A 20,209-nucleotide genomic window follows, 5' to 3' on the forward strand; every position below is an offset into this window, starting at 1 on the left:
CCGAGGTGCGGTTGGTAGGACCGGCAGGTGAACAGGTCGGCATCGTTCGCATTGAAGACGCGCTGCGCCTTGCGGCTGAGTCGGACCTGGATCTTGTTGAGGTAGCACCGGCGGCGAAGCCTCCGGTGTGCAAACTGATGGACTTCGGCAAGTACAAATACGAGGCCGCCGTCAAGGCCCGTGAAGCGCGGAAAAACCAGACCAATACTGTTCTGAAGGAAATCCGTTTCCGCCTCAAGATCGATAAGCATGACTACGAAACCAAAACCGGGCACGCACTGCGGTTCCTGGGAGCCGGCGACAAGGTCAAGGCCATGATCCAGTTCCGCGGCCGCGAGCAGCAGCGCCCGGAGATGGGTATCCGCTTGCTCCAGCGTTTCGCTGAAGACGTCGGCGAGGTCGGCGCGATTGAATCCAGCCCCCGCATTGACGGCCGCAACATGGTGATGGTGATCGGCCCGTTGAAGAACAAGGCCGAGGCCAAGGCCGAGGCACGCCGTGCCGCGCAGCGTGCCGATTCGAAGGCGCACAACGAGGCGGTTGCTTCCGGCCAGGAACGTGTTGATGTGGACCGGGACAGCCATGTACCGATGACGCAGAGCCTTGCGGATCTGCTGCCCGATGGACTGCACCTGAACGAAGACCGGACTCCGGCCGTGCCGGCAGAAGGGCCGGGTGTGGCGACTGGGGCCGCAGCAACAGCGGACACCGCCCCGCAGGAAGTCCCGGCGCCGGTGGCGGCCTCGGCCGCCGAGGAAAAGCCGGTAACACCGCCCGCGTCGGCTGTGCAGCCGGCAACGGCGTCCGCGGCTCCGGCTGCAGCACCAGCGACGAGGCCCGCAGCGGCTTCCCGACTGGCGTCGGCACGGCCCACAACGTCGGCACGGCCCACAACGTCGGGAGGGACCACAGCGGCGGCACGGCCGACGACGGTGGCCGCCAAGCCGACGGTGGCCGCCAAGCCGACGGTGGCCGCCCAGCCGGCGGAAGCCGCCAAGCCGGTGTCGGCGAAGCCGGTCCCGGCGCCCAAGCCGGTTCCGATGCCGAAGCCGGTCGCGAAGCCCGCGCCGATCAAACCTGCCGCGAAGCCTGCATCGCGCCCGGCAACCGGTATCAAGCCCGCCGCCCGGACCGGTTCCGCCGCGTTCACGGCCGGTAAGGAAAGTAAGGAAACATCAGACTCAGCCGAGTAGGGCAGCTGCCCCGTCCGGCCGTGAATTACCCCCCCCAGTGACCTGACCGGTTGCTGCAAAGAGAACCACAGGCAGCGCCGGTGGATACGTAAGGAGATCGGTTTCCATGCCGAAAATGAAGACCCATAGCGGGGCCAAAAAGCGTTTCAAGCTCACCGGAAGCGGTAAGCTCAAGCGCCAGCAGGCCAATCGCCGTCACTACCTGGAGCACAAGCCGTCATCGCTCAAGCGCCGCCTGGCCGGCGACCGGATTGTTGCCCCGGCAGATGCCCGCAACATCCGCAAGATGCTGGGTATCTGACCCATAGTCAATCGGCTGCCTGTCCACACGGGACGGCGGTATCGCAATAAGCCTTCTCAGGCACGTTTGGCTTGGGATGAAGAACTTTAAGGAGTACGCACGTGGCACGTGTGAAGCGGGCGGTCAACGCCCATAAGAAGCGTCGGGTTATTCTTGAGCGCGCCAAAGGTTACCGCGGACAGCGTTCACGCCTGTACCGCAAGGCCAAAGAGCAGCTGCTGCACTCATTTGTGTACAGCTACGGTGACCGCCGCAAGCGCAAGGGTGACTTCCGTCGGCTCTGGATCCAGCGCATCAACGCTGCATCCCGCGCCAACGGCCTCACCTACAACCGCCTGATCCAAGGACTGAAGGCCGCCGAGATCGAGGTTGACCGCCGCATGCTGGCCGACCTGGCCGTCAACGACGCCGCGGCGTTCGCGGGCCTGGTCCAGCTGGCCAAGGCGGCGCTCCCGGCCGACACCTCAGCACCGGCTGCCCGGTAGCAGCAAGAGAACGTCAGGACTTTTTAGGCCTCAAGGAAGACTGCTACAGTCCTAGAATGACTGAATCCGGGCGTCCGCCAGCAGATGCAATGACCAATCCCCGAGCAGATCGGGTACGGGACGTTGCCAAGCTGGCTGGACGCCCGGTTCGTTTTAAGCGCGGACAGTTCCTTGCCGAAGGGCCTCAGGCCGTCCGTGAAGCGCTCAGGGCGCACCGGGACGCGCTGGCAGCGGGTGGAAGCGAACTGGTAACCGACGTGTATGCCAGCCTCGAATGCCTCAAGAAGAACGCAGATTTGCTGGAACTCGCCGAGGACCCGGCCTGCCGGTTGCATGTGCGCGTGGCCAGCGAACTGGTGCTGGAAGCCATGACCGACACGGTGACGCCACAGGGGATTCTGGCCGTCTGCAACTTTGTGGATGTGCCCCTGGAGCAGGTGATTGCGGGGAAACCGCGTCTGATTGCGGTGCTGTGCCAGGTGCGTGACCCCGGCAACGCTGGAACTCTGCTGCGTGCGGCGGACGCCGCTGGCGCCGACGCCGTCGTTTTCACGGCCTCGAGCGTAGATATCTACAACCCCAAGGCGGTCCGCTCCACCGTGGGATCGTTGTTTCATCTGCCGGTGGTCACCGGCGCCGGCGTCGGCGACGTGGTGGGAAAATGCAAGGCGGCCGGGATGATGGTTCTGGCCGCTGACGGCTACGGTCACTTGAACCTCGATGATCTTCAGGATGAAAGTGCCGCACGCGGCTTCGACCAGGAGGTCCCGGAGTCGGAGTGTGAGCTTGAGACGCCCACCGTGTGGCTGTTCGGCAACGAAGCGCAGGGACTTTCCGACGACGAGCTGATGCAGGCCGATCATCGCGTGGCCGTGCCGGTCTATGGGTCAGCCGAGAGCCTGAACCTCGCGACCGCTGCGACCGTGTGCCTGTACGCCAGCGCACGGGCCCAGCGTCGGGGCGGGGAACAGTAGGCCGCAACGATCACGGCGCGCTTGGCATACTCCGGCAGGCAACAGGAAGGGCCGGCACAAGGGCGCCGGCCCTTCCCGTTGTCACTGGCTGAATTGCCAGCTGTAAATTCAGGCGTTGCTTTTGTTCCGGCCAGTGATGGCACCGTAAACGCCAGCGACGACAAGACCGCCGATAATGGCGAAGATCCATGTACCGATATGGAACAAACCGTTCATGGAGTCACCGCCAAAGACCAGACTGGAGATCCAGCCGCCGACGATGGCTCCGACGACGCCCAGAATCAGACTCGTGCCCCAGCCGCCGCCGACACGCCCCGGCATGACAGCCTTGACAATGGCACCAACGATGAGACCCAGGATAATCCAACTAATGAAACCCATGACTCCTCCTTCTGATGAACTTACATCTGAGAGACTAGCACCCGGGGGGCTGGACACAAAGCAGACTGATCACTTTCCTTTGGGCGTGTTGGGCGTTTCCCCATGCGACCGGTAGTGTTTTCCCGGGAGTATTAGTCTTGGCGGGATTAGATCCCGCGGGCGCGCGTTTATTGGATAGCAATTCAAAGGAGTGGCATTGTGTCCAGCAGTGGAGGAAGCAAGGCAATCGTTGCCGCGTTCGCAGCGAATATATCGATCGCGATACTTAAGTTCGTCGCCTTTCTGCTGACGGCGTCGTCGTCAATGTTGGCCGAATCGATTCACTCACTGGCCGACTCCGGAAATCAACTGTTGCTGTTGCTGGGAGGTAAGAGGGCCCAGCGGCAGGCCAGTCCGGAACACCCCTTCGGGTACGGCCGGGAGCGGTATATTTACGCGTTTATAGTCTCCATTGTGCTTTTCAGTGTCGGCGGTCTGTTTGCCCTCTTTGAGGCCTATGAGAAATTTCACGATCCGCACGGAATCGATGCGAATTGGGCCTGGGTCCCGCTGGTGGTACTGGTTGGTTCTATTATCCTGGAGGGGTTTTCGTTCCGCACCGCCGTAAAGGAATCCAACGGTACGCGGGGCGGGAAAAGCTGGGTGCAGTTTATCCGCACGGCAAAGGCCCCCGAACTGCCTGTCGTCTTGCTGGAAGACTCGGCGGCACTGGTTGGTCTCGTTTTTGCCCTTTTTGGCGTATCCATGACGCTGGTGACCGGTGACGGGCGGTGGGATGCGGCAGGAACGGCGCTGATCGGCCTCCTTTTGGTGGCCGTCGCCGTCGTGCTGGCCATCGAGACCAAGTCGCTGCTGCTGGGCGAATCGGCCACCGTGGCGGATGTGCGGGCGATCGAGGCCGCCCTGGTGGGCCCCGGGGTGAGCCGCATTATTCATCTGAAGACCATGCACCTTGGTCCGGAGGAACTGCTGGTGGGCGCAAAGATCGCCGTTTCGGCTGCCGATTCGGCTGCGGGAATCGCGGCCGCCATCGACGCGGCGGAACAGCGAATCCGTGCGGCCGTCCCAATCGCCAAAATTATCTATCTGGAGCCGGATATCTATTCGGCAGCCAAGGCAGCCCCGGTCGATTCCGGTAGCTGAGGTGCTCGCCGTGCCTGCTGCCGACGGCGGTCCACCAGCCCGCTGACCAGCGCGATGCCGACGCCGACAGCCGCCAGGTACCCTCCCACCAGCGCCGGGGCGGTATAACCCCAGCCCCAGGTGATGACCACACCGCCGAGGAACGCGCCCAGCGCATTGGCCACGTTCAGCGCTGCATGGTTCAGCGAGGACGCCAGCGACGGTGCATCGGGTGAGACATCCAGCAACCGGGTCTGCAGTGCGGGCACCAGCATGGAGCCTGCCGCGCCGACGACGTAGATCATCACGAGCGCGGCCCACGGAATGTGGACGGTCAGGCTGAAGACCAGCAGCATCAGGGCGATGAACACCATGACGGCATAAATGCTGCCCATCACCGACCTGTCCGCAATCCTCCCGCCGATGATGTTGCCCGTCACCATTCCGAGGCCGTACAGGGCCACCACAACGGGCAGGAAATCAGCCGGGAAACCAGCGACCTCGGTCATGGTCGGCGCGATGTAGGAATACACGGCGAAGAAGCCGCCAAAGCCAACGATGCCGATCAGCAGCGCCAGCCAGACCTGAAGCCGTTTAAGCGCGCCCAGCTCGGTGCGGATACTCGCACCCTTCGCGGTCTTCTGCGCCGGTACAAAGCGGAGGACGCAGGCCAACGTAGTAAGGCCGATCAGGGCCACCAGCACGAACATCAGCCGCCAGCCGAACTGTTGCCCGATGAGCGTGGCCAGCGGAACCCCCACGACGTTGGCAACCGAGAGCCCGAGCATGACCATTGAGATCGCGTGTCCGCGTTTTGTCGGTGCCACCAATGAGGCGGCGATCACCGCTGCCACCCCAAAATAAGCGCCGTGCGGCAGCCCGGCAACGAAGCGGCTGACCAGCAGGGTCCCGTAGTCCGGGGCAAAGAAAGACGAAAGGTTGCCCAGGGTGAAAAGCACCATCAGCCCCAGCACCAGCTTCCGGCGCTGCAGACGGGCGCCGACGGCGGCCAGCAGCGGCGCGCCGACCACCACGCCGAGCGCGTAGCTGGAGATCAGATGACCAGCCTCGGGAATGCCGACGCGTACACCGTCGGCAATATTGGGCAGCAGCCCCATCATCGCGAACTCGGTGGTACCGATGCCGAATCCGCCGACGGCGAGGGAAAAGATGGCCAGCGTGATCTGGCGGGGGGACAGTTGAGTCGAGGTCGTCGTCATTCGTCTCTCGATAGTTCGGGGTGGGAGCGCTGGTCTACTGGGATCGAGGACCGCGCTGTGCGCTTCCATCCTAATTGGCCCTAAACTGGTGGCCGTGACTTTACTGAGGCAGATCGTCGGCGGCGCGATCGTGGATTCGCTGCGGAACCCGCGGCTGCTGCTGGCGGCCCGGCGCACGGCCCCGCCAGCCTACGCCGGAATGTGGGAATTCCCCGGCGGCAAGGTGGAGCCGGGGGAGGGGCACGAGGATGCCCTGCACCGCGAGCTTCGTGAAGAGCTCGGTGTTGCGGTGCGGCTGGGTCCGGAGCTCACGGGCCCGACGGCGACCGGCTGGCCGCTGAGTGAACAGGCGGCGATGCGAGTCTGGCTCGCCGAGCTGAGCTCGGGCACGCCGATACCGTTGGAGGATCATGACGAACTGCGGTGGGTGCCCTTGGATCAGAATGCCGGGCTGTTGGAGCTGGCATGGATTCCGGCGGATCTGGCGATCGTGTGCGCCCTGCTGGCCGTCGTCGTCGGGCCCTAGCCATGCCGGTTCCAGATTGACCGTTTTGATCCCCTTTCTATAGGCGGGCCGGCCCGTATCCGGTCCTGCGCACATTCCGCCCCGGGCGGCGGAGAACTGTGCCAGACTGGAGCTTCACCGCAGACACCCAGGAGGATTAGATGACAACATCTGGCGAGCACAACGAGGACGAGCCTGCCGCTGACGCGAAGGCCGGTGCCAGCGATGACATGAAGAAGAAGTTCCGCGAGGCGCTGGACCGCAAAAACAGCCAGCACCATGCCACAGTCGAGGCCTCCACCGGTGCCAGGATAAGCCACGAGCATGGATCCGCCTCGCAGAAGCGTGAGTTCCGCCGCAAGAGCGGATAGCCGCCGGGAGCCGGACGGTACCCGGATAGGGACGTTCGGCCCGAGGGACATCCGCAGGTGACGAAACCACTCATCGCTGCGTGGGAGGACCGGCAATTCGCCCGGGCCGCCCGGGAGCTGCACAGCACCACGTTTCTGGCCATGTCCGGTAAGCCAGCACCGGCGCGCGCACAATGGAGAACATGCATGCGTTCGAACAGGACGGCCGGCAGTTCACGCGGTACAAACTTTCGAACGGCTGGAGCGGCTCGACGCGAGATTGGCCGGCCTGAATCTGATCATTACGTCCGCAGCGGACCTATTGGTCCGGCTTTAGCGAAGGCCGGCGACGACGGCCGCAGTCGCCTCCGCGATCGCCCGCTCCTCATCCATCGGGACGACAAGCACCGCAACCGCGGAATCGGCTGTGCTGATGATCCGTGGCTCACTGCTGCGGGCACGGTTGGCATCTGCGTCCAGACGGATGCCGAGCACCTGCAGCCGGTCCACCACCAGCTGCCGGAACTGCCAGGAATTTTCCCCGATCCCGGCGGTAAAGACGATCGCACGGGCCCCACCGACGGCCACATGGTAGCCGCCGACGTATTTGGCGAGCCGGTAGGACGCCACAGCCAGCGCTGTCCGCGCAGCCTCCGCGCCGCCGTCGGCCGCCTCCACCACGGAACGCATGTCATTGTTTCCCGCCAGTCCCGTCAGCCCGGAATTCCTGTTCAGTAGTTCGTCGAGCCCGTCCGCGTCCATGCCTTGGCGCAGCAGGAAGATCAGGACCGACGGATCGATGTCCCCGGACCGCGTGCCCATCACCAGCCCCGCCAGCGGTGTGAAGCCCATGGACGTATCGATGCTGGTGCCGCCCCGGACCGCGGTGACCGAGGCGCCGTTTCCGAGATGGGCGATGACCGCGTTGAAGTCCTCCGGGGCAATGTTAAGCAGCCTGGCCGCCCGGACCGACACGTAGCCCAGTGAGGTGCCGTGAAAACCGTAGCGTCGGATGCCGTAGCGGCTGTACAGCTCATCCGGCACGGCGTACCGCCAGGCATGCTCGGGCAGGGTGCGGTGGAAAGCAGTGTCAAAGACGGCCACCTGCGGCAGCTGTGGCCAAATCCCGGTAATGGCACGGATTCCGAGCACATTGGCGGGGTTATGCAGCGGGGCGAGCGGATTCAATCGCTCAATGGAGCGGGTGATCTCGTTGTTGATCAGCACCGGTCCGCTGAAGCGTTCGCCGCCGTGCACCACGCGGTGCCCGACGGCGTCGAGCTTGTTGCCGCCGAGCACCTCGGAGACCGCCGCGCCGATCCGGTCCAATGCCTCGGCATGGTCCTTGACCGCATCGGGGCCCGGGGTGGAGTCGCCAATCCGGTCGATCAGGCCCTCGGCCACGATTCTGGCGCCGCCGTCGACGGACGGTATGCCGCCCGGGACTGCCTGATCAGCATCGACCCCCGCGCCGTCCACCATCCCCCCGCGTGGCCGGGCACCGGGGTCGGGGACCTCACGGATCTGGTATTTGATCGAGGATGAGCCGGAATTCAGGACCAGGATGAGCATGTCAGCCCGCCTGTCTTTGGGTGGGTTCCTGAACGGTGTGGGCCGGCTCAGTGCGGGTGTGCGCCGTGTCCTGGGCCGTGTGTGCCTGAACGACGGTAATGGCGACGGTATTGACGATGTCTTCCACGGTGCAGCCGCGGGACAGGTCATTGACGGGCTTGTTCAGCCCCTGCAGAATGGGCCCGACGGCGACGGCGCCGGCGGATTGCTGCACCGCCTTGTACGTATTGTTTCCCGTGTTCAGGTCAGGGAAGATGAACACCGTCGCCTGCCCGGCCACCGTCGAGCCCGGCATTTTTGAAGCCGCGATGGAAACGTTGACGGCGGCGTCGTACTGGATAGGTCCCTCCACCGGGAGGTCCGGGCGACGGCCGCGGACGAGCTCCGTGGCGCGGCGGACGCTTTCGACTGCGCCCCCGGCGCCGGATTCGCCGGTTGAGTAGGAGAGCATCGCGATCCGGGGCTGCACGCCGAACTGCGCCGCCGTGCCGGCCGAGGTAATGGCGATGTCCGCCAGCTGCTCCTCGTTCGGCTCCGGGTTCACCGCGCAGTCGCCGTAGACCAGCACCCGGTCCGCCAACAGCATCAGGAAGACAGAAGAGACGATCCGCACCCCCGCACGGGTCTTGACGAACTCCAAGGCTGGGCGGATCGTGTTGGCCGTGGTGTGCGCAGCGCCGGAGACCATGCCGTCGGCCTTGCCAAGCTGCACCATCATGGTGCCAAAGTATGAGCCATCCAGCATAGTGTCCCGCGCCGCAGCCAGCTCCACGTTTTTGTGCGCCCTGAGCCGCGCGTATTCAACGGCGAACTGTTCCCGCAGCGGGCTGTGCGCAGGGTCAACGATCGTTATGCCGGTCAGATCGATTCCCCGGGATACGGCGAGTTCGCGGATCTGTGCCGCCGGCCCCAGCAGCGTCAGGTCGCAGACATCGCGGCGGCGCAGGATCTCGGCCGCGTGCAGCACGCGCACGTCCGAGCTTTCGGGCAGCACAATATGCCGCCGCTGGGAACGGGCCCTCTCGATTAGGTCGTGCAGGAACCGCAGCGGCGTCATCCGCGCCGGACGCGGCAAGGAGAGCCGCTCCAGCAGTTCGGACTCATCCACCGCCTTAGCCCACGCGCCCAGCGCAGCGGCCGCCTTCCGCCGTTCCCCGGTGGCGATCTCGCCGCGGACCCTGCCGACCCGTTGAGCCGTCCGATAGGTGTCGTCCGGAACCGTGAAAACCGGAAACGGAGCCTGTGCCAGCAACGGCCGGATGTGTTCGTCCGGTGCCAGCCCGCCGGTGAGGACAAGGGCCGAGGGAACGGCCAGCCCGGGGGAGAGCGCGGATGCCAGCGTGGCGACGACGATGTCCGCCCGGTCACCCGGGGTGATCACCAGGTCGCCGTCGAGCAGGACATGCAGAAAATTAGCCACGCTCATCGCAGCGACCTTAATGCCGTTGACGTCGCGTTCCAGATTGTCGGTCCCGGCAACCTGGATAGCCGCAAGCGTGCTCACGACGGCGGCGACGGTAGGTCGGGAGAGTTCCTCCAGTTCCGGGATTGCATAGACCGGGCGGTGTGATTTTCCCGGGCGGACGGCGGAGATGATGTCCGAAACGGCACTGCCGTCCGCCCGGTTGACCATCATGGCCAGCAGCGAACACCCCGCGGCGTCGAGCTCCCGCCGGGCCACATCGACGGCATCGGCAGCCTGCGCCGGTGCCAGATCACGGGCGCTCACCACGGCTACAACCAGGCAGCCTAGGTTGTTCGCAAGCCGGGCATTCAAGTCAAACTCGACGGCGGCGTCCTGTCCGATCAGATCCGTGCCCTCGACGATAATGACATCGCAGTGCCGGGCCAATTCGGAATAGATCGCAACGCAGGCAGAGTCGATCTCCTCGCGCTTTCCAGCCACCAACAGCCCCCGGGCCTGGGTGTCGGTCAGCCCTCCGCGGCACCGAAACGCGTCGAGCCTGAAACTGCGGCGCATCAGCGAAACCATCGGATCCTGATTCGGGTCGGCGGCCTGCACAATTGGCCGGAAAAACCCGATTCTGTCCGCGTGCCGGTGCAGCATATCCGCCAGCCCCAGCGTGATCAGAGACTTTCCCGATCCCGGGGATGTGGCGCTGACGTAGATTCCATGGCTCATAGGTTCTCCTGCATCGCTCACTTCACACGGCTGCTCAGCACGATGGGCTGCCGGTTCCTACGCTACCGGTAGCGCGGCCCTGCCGTCTGTGGATAGGTGGACGGCCCCCGGTGGACGGCCCCCGGGGAAGTGCGGCGCTTTGAGAATGGCGCCGGCCGTTAGAACAAACCGGCATGCTTCAGAACAGCGTGGGCTCCGCTGCTGCCGGGGAATCCTTCCGCCCGAACCGCACAGTCTTATCTTCCGGTAGACTGCCGGCCGGATAGCGTGACTCCTCGGTCCGGGCGTCGTGGATGAAACCATCTGTACCGGTAAAGCCGTGACGGGCCTTGAAATAGTTGATCCTGCCCGCCAGCCACTGCCGATAGTCTTTCTGTGCGTAGGGGCCGGTTGAATAGAGCCGGCGGTACCGTCCCACCAGCGCAGGGTGTTCCCTGGCCAGCCACTGCATGAACCACTCCCGTGTTCCGGGGCGCAGATACAACGCCCCGGCGCTGACCCCCGTGGCGCCCGCCGTGGCCAGTGCGCCGAACAGCGCGTCCAGGGCCTGAGCTGAATCGGTAAGCCACGGGATGATCGGCATCGCCATCACGCCGCATGGCAGCCCGGCCTCGCGCAGTCTGCTGATCAGGGCCAGCCGTGCCCGCGGGGACGGCGTGCCAGGCTCCAGCGTGTGTGCCAATGCCTCATCCGTGAGGGCCAGCGAAATCCCCATCCCGATAGAGACCTGCTGCCCCGCAGCCTTGAGCAAAGGGATGTCGCGTCCCAGCAAGGTGCCCTTGGTGAGGATGGAAAACGGCGTCCCGGAATCGGTCAGTGCGTTGATGATTTCGGGCATCAGTTTGTACCTGCCCTCGGCGCGCTGGTATGGATCCGTGTTGGTGCCCAGCGCTACATGCTGGCGGCACCAGGTGGATTTTGCCAGTTCCTTGCGCAATATCTCACCGGCGTTGATTTTCACGACCACTTGACTGTCAAAATCCATACCCGCATCAAAGTCAAGATAGGTATGGCTTTTCCGCGCGAAACAATACACACACGCGTGCGAGCATCCACGGTAGGGGTTCACCGTCCAGCTGAACGGCATTTTGGAGCCGGCGGCAACTTTGTTGAGCACGGATTTGGATACCACTTCGTGGAAGGTAATGCCGGCAAAATCCGGAGTGGATACGGTCCGGACCAGGCCCGCCAACGGCAGCAATGCCGGGACGGCCGCTGCCTTTTCCGGTGCCAACTCCTGGGTTTCCCAACGCATGCCTCCAGTCGAACATACTTTCGACCCAAGTGCAAGGGTCGTCCCGCTGCTCTGTGCCCGGAGCGCCGCGGGGGTGCTGCCCTCCCGGGGGCTGGACAGCTAGGTTAGCGTGAGAACATGCAGCGACGCGGTTCCTACCCGGCGTCGCCGTCGCCCCGTCGAGCAAAGGAGCCCGCGATGTCCAATCTGGCCACCATTTTGACCAAGTCCGCACAGTCCAATCCAGCAGGTATTGCGGTCAAGATGGACGACGTCGAGATCAGCTATGCGGCGATGGACGCGTTGAGCAGGAAGGTAGCCGGCCTGCTTCAGGACCGCGGTCTGGCACCGGGCGACAGAGTTGCGTTGATCAGCCCGAACCTGCCGCTGATGCCCTCGATCTACTACGGCATTTTGCGGTTCGGCGCCATCGTGGTCCCGTTGAATCCGCTGCTGAAGTCCAGGGAGGTTCAGTACCATCTGACCGATTCCGGAGCCAAGATCGCCTTCGCCTGGGACGGCGTCCTCGGTGAGGTGGGCCCCGGGGCGGAGGCTGCCGGGGCGGACGTGATTTTGATCAATGCCGACCTGATGGGCCTTCTGGGAGCGGTCGAATCCGTGGATGAAACGGCCGCAGCGGCACCTGATGACACCGCCGTCATCCTTTACACCTCCGGCACCACGGGCCGGCCAAAGGGAGCCGAGCTCACGCACGAGAACCTGCGCAGCAACGCCGAATGTTCCACCGGCCTGTTCGGCGCGCAGATCAACGACGTGATATTCGGCGGCCTGCCGTTCTTCCACGTCTTCGGCCAGACCTGCGCACTGAACTCAGCGGTCATGACCGGCTGCATGGTGACCATCCTGCCAAAATTCGATCCTGTCAAGGCCCTGGAAATCATCCAACGGGACAAGGTCACCATCTTCGAGGGCGTTCCCACCATGTACATCGCGTTGCTGCGCGCCCGCGCAGCCGAGGGCAACCGGGACAGGTTTGACGTCTCCAGCCTGCGCGTGGCAGCGTCCGGCGGATCCGCGCTTCCGTTGGAGGTGCTGCACGAATTTGAGCGGACCTTCGCCGCCACGTTGCTGGAGGGCTACGGCCTTTCCGAGACGTCGCCGGTGGTGTGCTTCAACCAGCTGGACGGGATCCGGAAGCCCGGTTCGATCGGCACGGCGGTCCGCGGAGCCCAGCTGCGGGTGGTCGACGAGGACGGACACGACGTCGATGCCGGGACCGTGGGAGAACTCGCCGTCGCCGGCGCTTACGTCATGAAGGGCTATTGGAACAACCCGGAGGCCACCGCGGCCGCCATCCCGGACGGTTGGTTCCGCACCGGAGATCTGGCCCGGATGGACGAGGACAAGGTGTTCTACATCGTGGACCGGAAGAAGGACATGATCTTGCGCGGCGGGTACAACGTCTACCCCCGTGAGGTCGAGGAGGTGCTGTACGAACATCCCGCGGTGGCGGAGGCCGCCGTCGTCGGGCGCCCCGATGACGTCCACGGTGAGGAGATCATCGCCGTCGTCGCTCTGAAGGAGAACGCAGAGGGGGCCGAGGATCCGGAACACCTGGCGGCTCAGATCCAAGATTTCGTCAAGGACAGGATCGCGGCCTACAAATACCCGCGGAAAGTCCTCATTGTGGATGCCCTGCCGAAGGGCCCGACCGGCAAGATCCTAAAACGCGAAATCAAGGCCTGAGCCCGCGGCGGATCACCGCGAGGTGAAGCCCGGTTCGGTGAGGTTCTGCACCCGCAGCGGCCTGCCGCGCAGGGCCACTTCAGCGAATTGCCAGAGTATGGCGCCGGTGGGAGCGTGTACCACCATGTCGTGCCGCAGCGGCAGCTGCAGCAGGCTGCCGCTGCCTCGGACAGATTTCCAACGTGGCACGCCCGGGGCGGTCAGGGCGGCCAACGGCAGGGGGTGCAGCGAGGCTACCTCCGCAGGGCTCCGGCGCGGCCGCTGAGGACCCTCCAGCACGACAACGACGGGAGTGATGACAATGCCCCGGCTGGCGTAGAAATCATCCAGCAGGCCGACCACGTGGGCCGCCGCAGCATTCAATCCGGTTTCCTCGGCCAGTTCGCGCAGACCCGTTTCGACGATGTCCTCTCCCGGGTCCATCCGTCCGCCGGGCAGCGCCCACTGGCCGGCGTTCGAGCCACGCGGTACGCGTTTAATCATCAGAAAATGCGGTGCGCCGGAGATCTCGTAGATGGCGATGGTGACGGCTGCCCGGGGAACATCCGGCTGATTCGTGACCGCATTACGGGTCCAACCGCTGAGCCTGGCGCGGAGCGAGGCGCGGAGCTCTTCGAAAGCGCTCTCTGCCGGCTTGTCAGTGATCACGGCCGTTCAGACGGGGCTCGGAGTCAGTGCCAGTTCTTTGTCCACGATGGACACCAGCATGCTCCGCATGACATCGACGCTCATGCCCGGGGCTCCGGTAAGGATTTTGATGGCGGCCCCGTCCGTGGCGGAGGTCAGCAGCCGGGCGAAAACCACCGGATCCACGTCGCGGAAAATGCCCTGGCGTTGACCCCGCCGGACGATGCTGACAACGGCATCCATCCAGCGAGCATAAAAGTCGTTGTGCACCGGTCTCAGGTCAAGGTTCAGGCATGTTTCAGACCAGAATTGAAGCCAGATCGACCATTCGTTGCGGATCTGCACGCCCGATGGAAGCTGCATTTCGATCAGGGCGAGCAGGCGCTTACGGGCGTTGGCTATCTGGCGGAGGATGCTCCCTTGCCGTTCGAAGGCCTGGTCAACGCAATAGCGCAACGCTTCGCGCAGCACATCATCCTTGCCTGGAAAGTAATAGTGGATGGTACCCGTGCTGGTGCCGCATATCCGTGCAACGTCCTGGACCCGGACGTGATGATACCCGCGTTCGGCTATCAGCTGCCACGCGGCTTCCAGGATGGCCGTGCGCCGGTCCTGACTTCCACGGGATTCAGGGGCTTCGTTCATCGCGGTTCCTTCGGTGTTCATCGTCAGTCTTCATCGTCCGTCTTCAAATTCAGCGTTCGTCTCCAGTGTTCATCTTCTGCGATCACGGAGGTTCGGTGAGCGCGAAGAGCAAAACCGGGTTCCTAAACTATAGCGTTCTCGTCTGATTGACGCATCAGTCAGAACTTGAAGGATTTTTCCCGTTTGCTATCCGCGTGCTGCTTATGGTCGTTGTTTCATCTGACACCAATTATGACCCCCCCAATCCCGCTTGACTGGGTGAATTTCTGGACAACCAGCGTTTCGTGCTTGACAGGGTGTGACGTCAGGCACAAAGCTAGGGTCATGACCGACGCGTCAGTCAGACGCTTTAGTTTCCGGAATTCTTCCTTCACCGCCGCAGGAGGCGCAGCCAATGACCGTCCACCGTCGTCCCAGGAGTCTTCGAACACTAACCGCCATGGCTCTGGCGGCCTCGCTGATGGGGCTTGCCGGCTGTTCCTCGGCTGGCACCCCCGCTGCGGATGCCGGTGCAGCATCCAGCCCGAGGGCCGGGGGCACCCTTCGAGTGGGGATAGTCGGAGGATCGGCGAAGGACAGCCTGGATGCGCACTCGCCTGTTACGCACCCGGACGAGGCACGGGCCATTCAGCTGTATGACACACTCGCCAGTTACGACGTCGACCACAAAATCCAGATGTCGCTGGCCGACAAGATCACGCCGTCGGCCGATGCGAAGACCTGGACCGTCCACCTGCGCGATGGCCTGAAATTCAGTAACGGGAAGCCGATTACGGCCGACGACGTCATCTTCACCTTCCAGCGCATCACGGATCCCAAGAATCCCATGGCGGGCGCAACGGCCCTGTCCGGGCTGGAGCGGGACGCCATGAAGGCACCCGACCCGCAGACCATCGTCTTTCCCTTCGCCACCGCGTTCGCGACCTTTCCCGACATTGTGACGCAATACAACGCCGGCATCGTTCCGGTCGGATACGACCCAAAGAATCCGGTCAGTTCCGGCCCGTTCATGACCGAAAGTTTTACGCCGGGCCAGCAGAGCACGTTCGTGAAGAACCCGCATTACTGGCGTGCCGGGCAGCCCTATCTGGACAAGGTCACCATCATCGACTTCCCCGACGACACGGCCCGGGTCAACGCACTGCTTGGCGGCCAGGTGGACGCCATTGACCAGCTGCCGCTGGGCCAAGTCAACGTCGTCAAGGCCAACCCGCAGCTAAAGGTGCTGGAATCGGCCACCGGTTCCTGGCTGCCCTTCACGATGCGCGTGGACCAGGCGCCCTTCAATGATCCGAAGGTCCGCGAGGCGTTCCGGCTCATCGTAGACCGCCAGCAGATGGTCGAGCAGGTCCTGGGCGGCCACGGCACCGTCGGCAACGACATGTACGCACCCTTCGACGCGTGCTTCCCCCAGGACGTGCCGCAGCGCAATCAGGACATCGCCAAGGCTAAAGAGCTGCTGGCCGAGGCCGGTAAATCCAACCTCAGCGTCGACCTGGTGACTTCCGCCGCCGCTGCCGGACTTGTCGAGGCGGCACAGGTCTTCGCCCAGCAGGCCAAGGCGGCCGGTGTAACCATCAACGTCAAAAAGGTCGATCCCGGCGAATTTTACGGCGACCAGTACCTGAAGTGGACTTTCTCCCAGGACTTCTGGTTTACCCGGGACTACCTGCCCCAGACCGCAGCCTCCGGCTTCAGCACCTCCCCCTACAACGAGACACACTGGGATGATAAGCAGTGGACCGACCTGGTCAACCAGGCCAACGCCACGACGGACCAGGCCACCCGCTGCGGGCTCATCCAGAAAGCCGAGCAGATTGAGTTCGACCGCGGCGGCTACATCATCTGGGGCTTCCCGAACAGCGTCGACGCCTATTCCTCGACCGTCAGCGGGTTCACCCCGGACAAGAGCGGCATTCCGCTGACGTCCTTCACCTTCCGCAACGTCTGGTTGAATAAGTGACGCTTTCAAAAATGGTGGCCCAGACCAAAACGACGGCCGAGACAGCTTCGTCCGGCCGGCCAACAACGGAAAACCGGAAACGAATCGGGGGGATGCGACGGCTGCTGCTGCGGCGGTCCATGTTCGGCCTGTTCACTCTGTGGGTCGTTTCCCTTGTCGTCTTCCTCGCCACACAGGCACTTCCGGGGGACGCGGCCCAGGCCATCCTGGGCCGGGAGGCGACCCCGGAGCGGCTGGCCGCACTGCGGGCACAACTCCACCTCGGCGGCTCCCTTCCCGAGCAGTACATCAGCTGGCTGGGACACCTGGTCACCTTCGATCTGGGCAATTCGCTGGCGGGCGGCAAGCCGGTGGTCCAGGTTATAGCGCCGATGCTCCTCAATTCAAGCGTGCTGATGCTTGGCTCTGCCGTCATCGCCATTCCGCTGGCCATCGTCATCGGAACCTGGAGCGCGCTGAAGAAGGACACCGTGGTGGACCATGTAACCGGCGTTGTCACCCTGGTCCTGGCCTCCCTGCCGGAATTCGTGGTCGGAGTGCTGCTGGTACTGCTGCTGGCCACTGGCTTCCTGCACCTTTTCCCGGCGGTCTTCGTCCTCATTCCAGGAGAGCAGGTCTGGAGCAACCCGGCGCAGCTGGTGCTGCCGGTGCTGACCCTGGTCCTCGCCGTATCCCCCTACATCATCCGGATCATGCGCGCCACCATGCTGGAGGTCCTGGAGAGCCAGTACGTTCAGCAGGCACGGCTGAAGGGCCTGCCGGAGCGGACCGTGATCTGGCGACACGCTATCCCCAACGCCATCGGCCCGGTCGCCCAGGTTGTTGCCCTGCAGCTGGCGTGGCTGATCGGCGGCGTGGTGATCGTGGAATATCTCTTCCGTTTCCCGGGTATCGGCTTCCAGCTGATCGACGCCGTAACCAACCGGGACCTGCCGGTGGTCCAGATCCTGGTTATGGCCATCGCCCTCTTCTACGTCGTCGTCAATCTCCTCGCCGACGTCGTGACGCTGGCTGCCAACCCGAAAGTAAGGACGGCCCAATGAGCAACGGCACGGCCACTGAGGCCATCACCAAAACCGGTGCCGCGGCCAAGGTCCAACGCAAACCGGGGCTGTTGCGTCGGTCCCTGAAGTCCAGGCGCACGGTCATCGGCCTGGCCCTGACCATCCTCGTCCTCGCGCTGGCGTTCCTGGGACCCTACATGGCGCCACATTCACCCACCGAGTTCGTTGCCGCACCATTCTCCCCGGCCGGCACCGGAGGGCCTTTCGGGACCGACAACCTTGGCCGGGATGTGCTGTCCCGGTTCCTGGCCGGCGGCCAGACATTGATGATTCTGGCCGTGGTGGCCACCGCCCTGGGCGTCGGGCTCGGCGCCCTGGTGGGTGTGCTCGCGGCGTACCGCCGCGGCTGGCTGGACGAAGCACTGATGCGCACCGGCGATGTGGCCCTGGCGTTTCCACAGATCGTGCTTGCCCTGCTCTTCCTGTCCATCATCGGCCCGCAGCTGTGGCTGCTGGTGCTCATGGTCGGACTCGGCCACCTGCCGCGCGTGGCAAGGGTCGTGCGCGGGGCGGCACTGTCCGTCGTCGAACGCGATTTCGTCAAGGCCGCGGAATCAGTGGGGATCCCGCGCTGGCGGATCATGGTCGGGGAGATTGTGCCCAACATCAGCAGCACCCTGGCGGTGGAATTCGGCCTGCGGCTGACCTACTCGATCGGGCTGGTGGCCGGGCTGAGCTTCCTGGGTCTGGGCCTGCAGCCGCCCACGCCGGACTGGGGCCTGATGATCAATGAAAACCGTATAGCGCTGACCATCTCGCCGTGGTCGGTGGCGCTGCCCGTCATCGCCATCGCCCTGCTGACCGTCGGCACCAACCTGGTGACGGACGGCCTGGCGAAAGCCGCCATCGGCAGCGACCAAGGAGTCAAAGAATGAGCACCAGCACACCCACCCTGACGGTGGAGGACCTGAAAATCATCGGCGTCCCGTCGATGGCGGCCATCATCGATGAGCTGTACGTGGAGGTCCGTCCCGGTGAGATCCTCGGCGTCGTCGGCGAGTCAGGCTCCGGAAAGACCACCCTGGGGCTGGCGCTGCTGAATTACTGCAAGGAGGGGACCAGGGTCGACGGCGGCTCCGTCACCGTGGGGGAGAAGGACCTGGCGGGCCTGAACTGGCGCCAGGTGCGCGAACTGCGCGGGCGCACTGTTGCCTACATTCCGCAGTCGCCGGCGTCCGCCCTCAACCCGGCGCTGCGCATCCGCACCCAGCTCACCGAATGCCTGGCCGGAAGCTCCGCGGCTGGGCTGGCCCGGGTGCGGGAGGTGCTGCGGGAAGTGGCGCTTCCGGACGACGATGCGTTCCTGGCCCGCTATCCGCACCAGCTCTCAGGCGGTCAGCAGCAGCGCATAGCCATCGCGATGGCCTTCACCGCCCGGCCGGCGCTGATAGTGATGGACGAGCCCACCACGGGACTGGACGTCAGCACCCAGGAGCATGTGCTGGAAACGGTCCGCTCGATGTGCAGGACGTACGACTGCGCCGCCGTATACATCAGCCACGACATGGCCGTGGTTGCCGAGCTGGCGGACCGGATAGCCGTGATGTATTCGGGCCGGATCGTTGAGATCGGGAGCACCGCGGACGTACTGGCCAGCCCCGCGCATCCCTACACCGCGCGGCTGCTGCTGGCCGTGCCGGACCTGGAAGCCAAGCGGCCGATGGTCGGCATTCCCGGTAACGCACCCTCGCCCCTGGCCCGGCCGGCGGGCTGCGCCTTCGCGCCCAGATGTCCGCTCGCCGATGACGGCTGCACGGTGGCTCCGCCCGGCGTCACCGACGTGGGGGAGCGCCACAGCGTGCGCTGCTTCAAAGCGGATGAGGCTCTGCCGCCGATCCACGTGCAGCACTCCCGGGCCCGTTCAGCCCGGGACGGCGCGGCGCGGCCCGTCGTGCAGATCAGCGGACTGAAGGCAGGCTACGGGGACAACACAGTGCTGGCGAACATCGATTTGTCCGTCTATGCCGGGGATTGCGTGGCGCTCCTCGGTGAATCCGGTTCCGGCAAGACCACGTTGAGCCGCTGCATCGCCGGCCTGCATCACAATTTCACCGGCGGGCTGCTGCTGGACGGTGTGCCGTTGGCGGCCAGCAGCTTTAAGCGGACGAAGGAGGAACGCCGCCGGATCCAGTACATCTTCCAGAACCCGTACGAGTCCCTTAATCCGCGACGCACCGTGGAGGAACTGATCCTGCAGCCGGTGACCGCCGTGCGCGGCAGGGTCAGGAATTCACGCGAGATTGTCGCCACTGCCCTGGAACGGGCGTCGCTGCGTCCGGACCACGCACAGCGCTACCCCGACCAGCTCAGCGGCGGCGAACGCCAGCGCGTGGCCATTGCCAGGGCCCTGGCGACCGAGCCGGACGTCCTCGTCTGTGACGAGATCACCTCGGCGCTGGACGTTTCGGTGCAGTCCTCACTGGTGGACCTGCTGCGGAGGCTCCAGGCGGACATGGGTCTGACACTGCTGTTCATTACGCACAACCTCGCTCTGGTGCGCAACATTGCCCAACAGGTGGCCGTGCTGGAACAAGGGCGGATCGTGGAATTCGGCGACGTCGCCCAGGTCTTTGCAGATCCGCAGCATGACTACACACGCGCGCTGATGCGGGCTACACCGAACTTCCAGCTCCCCGGACGGCTGTATACAGCGCCGGGGGAGCCGCAGGCCGAGACCGATGCCTCCGGCCGCGGCCTCCGGGTGCGGGCACTGTGAACGGCGC

General features: G+C 64.5%; 19 protein-coding genes. 12 read left to right on the forward strand and 7 right to left on the reverse strand.

Annotation, left to right across the window (positions count from 1 at the left end; genetic code table 11):
- Positions 1-5: 5 nt before the first annotated feature.
- The 4 genes from infC to ACLLJI_RS05495 all read left to right on the forward strand — a co-directional run bounded on the left by infC (position 6) and on the right by ACLLJI_RS05495 (position 2,953).
- Positions 6-1,193, forward strand: a complete 1,188-nt coding sequence (gene infC / locus ACLLJI_RS05480) for a translation initiation factor IF-3 (RefSeq protein ID WP_434618863.1) — start codon at positions 6-8, stop codon at positions 1,191-1,193.
- Positions 1,194-1,299: 106 nt separating this feature from the next.
- Positions 1,300-1,494, forward strand: coding sequence for a 50S ribosomal protein L35 (gene rpmI / locus ACLLJI_RS05485; RefSeq protein ID WP_196396269.1), 195 nt, complete (start codon positions 1,300-1,302; stop codon positions 1,492-1,494).
- A 101-nt stretch (positions 1,495-1,595) separates the two neighbouring features.
- A complete protein-coding gene (gene rplT / locus ACLLJI_RS05490) occupies positions 1,596-1,979 on the forward strand; it encodes a 50S ribosomal protein L20 (protein ID WP_283561217.1) in 384 nt (127 codons plus the stop codon).
- A 56-nt stretch (positions 1,980-2,035) separates the two neighbouring features.
- On the forward strand, positions 2,036-2,953 hold the full coding sequence (locus tag ACLLJI_RS05495; protein ID WP_434618867.1) for a TrmH family RNA methyltransferase: 918 nt from the start codon (positions 2,036-2,038) through the stop codon (positions 2,951-2,953).
- A gap of 108 nt (positions 2,954-3,061) precedes the next feature.
- On the opposite strand, the gene ACLLJI_RS05500 is transcribed toward ACLLJI_RS05495, so the two are convergent.
- Positions 3,062-3,334: a GlsB/YeaQ/YmgE family stress response membrane protein gene (locus ACLLJI_RS05500; RefSeq protein ID WP_283561214.1), complete on the reverse strand. Its 273-nt coding sequence runs from the start codon at positions 3,332-3,334 to the stop codon at positions 3,062-3,064.
- A 198-nt stretch (positions 3,335-3,532) separates the two neighbouring features.
- On the opposite strand from ACLLJI_RS05500, the gene ACLLJI_RS05505 reads away from it, so the two are divergent.
- The gene (locus tag ACLLJI_RS05505; RefSeq protein WP_434618871.1) at positions 3,533-4,477 is read left to right on the forward strand and encodes a cation diffusion facilitator family transporter; all 945 of its coding nucleotides are present in this window, start codon (positions 3,533-3,535) and stop codon (positions 4,475-4,477) included.
- On the opposite strand, the gene ACLLJI_RS05510 is transcribed toward ACLLJI_RS05505, so the two are convergent.
- Complete coding sequence (locus ACLLJI_RS05510) at positions 4,435-5,676, reverse strand: MFS transporter (RefSeq protein ID WP_434618874.1); 1,242 nt, start codon at positions 5,674-5,676, stop codon at positions 4,435-4,437. The genes ACLLJI_RS05505 and ACLLJI_RS05510 overlap by 43 nt on opposite strands.
- A 94-nt stretch (positions 5,677-5,770) precedes the next feature.
- Between ACLLJI_RS05510 and ACLLJI_RS05515 the strand changes: the two genes are divergently transcribed.
- Together ACLLJI_RS05515 and ACLLJI_RS05520 are read left to right on the forward strand one after the other, a co-directional pair.
- Complete coding sequence (locus tag ACLLJI_RS05515) at positions 5,771-6,202, forward strand: (deoxy)nucleoside triphosphate pyrophosphohydrolase (protein WP_434618877.1); 432 nt, start codon at positions 5,771-5,773, stop codon at positions 6,200-6,202.
- A gap of 140 nt (positions 6,203-6,342) precedes the next feature.
- On the forward strand, positions 6,343-6,552 hold the full coding sequence (locus ACLLJI_RS05520; protein ID WP_283561210.1) for a DUF5302 domain-containing protein: 210 nt from the start codon (positions 6,343-6,345) through the stop codon (positions 6,550-6,552).
- Between the two features lie 312 nt (positions 6,553-6,864).
- On the opposite strand, the gene ACLLJI_RS05525 is transcribed toward ACLLJI_RS05520, so the two are convergent.
- The 3 genes from ACLLJI_RS05525 to ACLLJI_RS05535 form a co-directional block, all read right to left on the reverse strand.
- A complete protein-coding gene (locus ACLLJI_RS05525; protein ID WP_434618882.1) occupies positions 6,865-8,103 on the reverse strand; it encodes an acetate/propionate family kinase in 1,239 nt (412 codons plus the stop codon).
- 1 nt (position 8,104) lies between these two features.
- The gene (gene pta / locus ACLLJI_RS05530) at positions 8,105-10,246 is read right to left on the reverse strand and encodes a phosphate acetyltransferase (RefSeq protein ID WP_434618884.1); all 2,142 of its coding nucleotides are present in this window, start codon (positions 10,244-10,246) and stop codon (positions 8,105-8,107) included.
- Between the two features lie 178 nt (positions 10,247-10,424).
- Positions 10,425-11,501 carry an Rv2578c family radical SAM protein gene (locus ACLLJI_RS05535; RefSeq protein WP_434618887.1) on the reverse strand — a complete coding sequence of 359 codons (1,077 nt, stop codon included), beginning with the start codon at positions 11,499-11,501 and terminating at the stop codon, positions 10,425-10,427.
- 177 nt (positions 11,502-11,678) lie between these two features.
- Between ACLLJI_RS05535 and ACLLJI_RS05540 the strand changes: the two genes are divergently transcribed.
- Complete coding sequence (locus tag ACLLJI_RS05540; RefSeq protein ID WP_434618890.1) at positions 11,679-13,187, forward strand: long-chain-fatty-acid--CoA ligase; 1,509 nt, start codon at positions 11,679-11,681, stop codon at positions 13,185-13,187.
- Positions 13,188-13,199: 12 nt separating this feature from the next.
- On the opposite strand, the gene ACLLJI_RS05545 is transcribed toward ACLLJI_RS05540, so the two are convergent.
- On the reverse strand, positions 13,200-13,835 hold the full coding sequence (locus tag ACLLJI_RS05545; protein WP_434618893.1) for an NUDIX hydrolase: 636 nt from the start codon (positions 13,833-13,835) through the stop codon (positions 13,200-13,202).
- Positions 13,836-13,841: 6 nt separating this feature from the next.
- A complete protein-coding gene (locus tag ACLLJI_RS05550; RefSeq protein ID WP_434618896.1) occupies positions 13,842-14,480 on the reverse strand; it encodes a TetR/AcrR family transcriptional regulator in 639 nt (212 codons plus the stop codon).
- Positions 14,481-14,898: 418 nt separating this feature from the next.
- Between ACLLJI_RS05550 and ACLLJI_RS05555 the strand changes: the two genes are divergently transcribed.
- The 4 genes from ACLLJI_RS05555 to ACLLJI_RS05570 are packed head-to-tail and all read left to right on the forward strand — an operon-like array spanning position 14,899 to position 20,202.
- Entirely contained in the window at positions 14,899-16,422 is a 1,524-nt protein-coding gene (locus ACLLJI_RS05555; protein ID WP_434618899.1) for an ABC transporter substrate-binding protein, read from the forward strand.
- Positions 16,419-17,465 (forward strand): ABC transporter permease, encoded by a 1,047-nt coding sequence (locus ACLLJI_RS05560; protein ID WP_434618902.1) that lies wholly within the window; start codon positions 16,419-16,421, stop codon positions 17,463-17,465. The genes ACLLJI_RS05555 and ACLLJI_RS05560 overlap by 4 nt, the downstream gene beginning before the upstream one ends.
- Positions 17,462-18,361, forward strand: a complete 900-nt coding sequence (locus ACLLJI_RS05565; RefSeq protein ID WP_434618905.1) for an ABC transporter permease — start codon at positions 17,462-17,464, stop codon at positions 18,359-18,361. The genes ACLLJI_RS05560 and ACLLJI_RS05565 overlap by 4 nt, the downstream gene beginning before the upstream one ends.
- Positions 18,358-20,202 (forward strand): ABC transporter ATP-binding protein, encoded by a 1,845-nt coding sequence (locus tag ACLLJI_RS05570; RefSeq protein ID WP_434618908.1) that lies wholly within the window; start codon positions 18,358-18,360, stop codon positions 20,200-20,202. Before ACLLJI_RS05565 ends, ACLLJI_RS05570 begins: the two co-directional genes overlap by 4 nt.
- Positions 20,203-20,209: the final 7 nt, after the last annotated feature.

The organism is Arthrobacter sp. A5, assembly GCF_051131705.1.
Classification (GTDB): Bacteria; Actinomycetota; Actinomycetes; order Actinomycetales; family Micrococcaceae; genus Arthrobacter_M.

Excerpts from the sequence above, each read along its gene's own strand:
- rpmI (WP_196396269.1), top strand. The coding sequence starts at position 1,300 with ATGCCGAAAATGAAGACCCATAGCGGGGCCAAAAAGCGTTTCAAGCTC.
- ACLLJI_RS05495 (WP_434618867.1), top strand. The coding sequence starts at position 2,036 with ATGACTGAATCCGGGCGTCCGCCAGCAGATGCAATGACCAATCCCCGA.
- ACLLJI_RS05500 (WP_283561214.1), bottom strand. The coding sequence starts at position 3,334 with ATGGGTTTCATTAGTTGGATTATCCTGGGTCTCATCGTTGGTGCCATT.
- ACLLJI_RS05510 (WP_434618874.1), bottom strand. The coding sequence starts at position 5,676 with ATGACGACGACCTCGACTCAACTGTCCCCCCGCCAGATCACGCTGGCC.
- ACLLJI_RS05520 (WP_283561210.1), top strand. The coding sequence starts at position 6,343 with ATGACAACATCTGGCGAGCACAACGAGGACGAGCCTGCCGCTGACGCG.
- ACLLJI_RS05525 (WP_434618882.1), bottom strand. The coding sequence starts at position 8,103 with ATGCTCATCCTGGTCCTGAATTCCGGCTCATCCTCGATCAAATACCAG.
- pta (WP_434618884.1), bottom strand. The coding sequence starts at position 10,246 with ATGAGCCATGGAATCTACGTCAGCGCCACATCCCCGGGATCGGGAAAG.
- ACLLJI_RS05535 (WP_434618887.1), bottom strand. The coding sequence starts at position 11,501 with ATGCGTTGGGAAACCCAGGAGTTGGCACCGGAAAAGGCAGCGGCCGTC.
- ACLLJI_RS05540 (WP_434618890.1), top strand. The coding sequence starts at position 11,679 with ATGTCCAATCTGGCCACCATTTTGACCAAGTCCGCACAGTCCAATCCA.
- ACLLJI_RS05550 (WP_434618896.1), bottom strand. The coding sequence starts at position 14,480 with ATGAACACCGAAGGAACCGCGATGAACGAAGCCCCTGAATCCCGTGGA.
- ACLLJI_RS05555 (WP_434618899.1), top strand. The coding sequence starts at position 14,899 with ATGGCTCTGGCGGCCTCGCTGATGGGGCTTGCCGGCTGTTCCTCGGCT.
- ACLLJI_RS05565 (WP_434618905.1), top strand. The coding sequence starts at position 17,462 with ATGAGCAACGGCACGGCCACTGAGGCCATCACCAAAACCGGTGCCGCG.
- ACLLJI_RS05570 (WP_434618908.1), top strand. The coding sequence starts at position 18,358 with ATGAGCACCAGCACACCCACCCTGACGGTGGAGGACCTGAAAATCATC.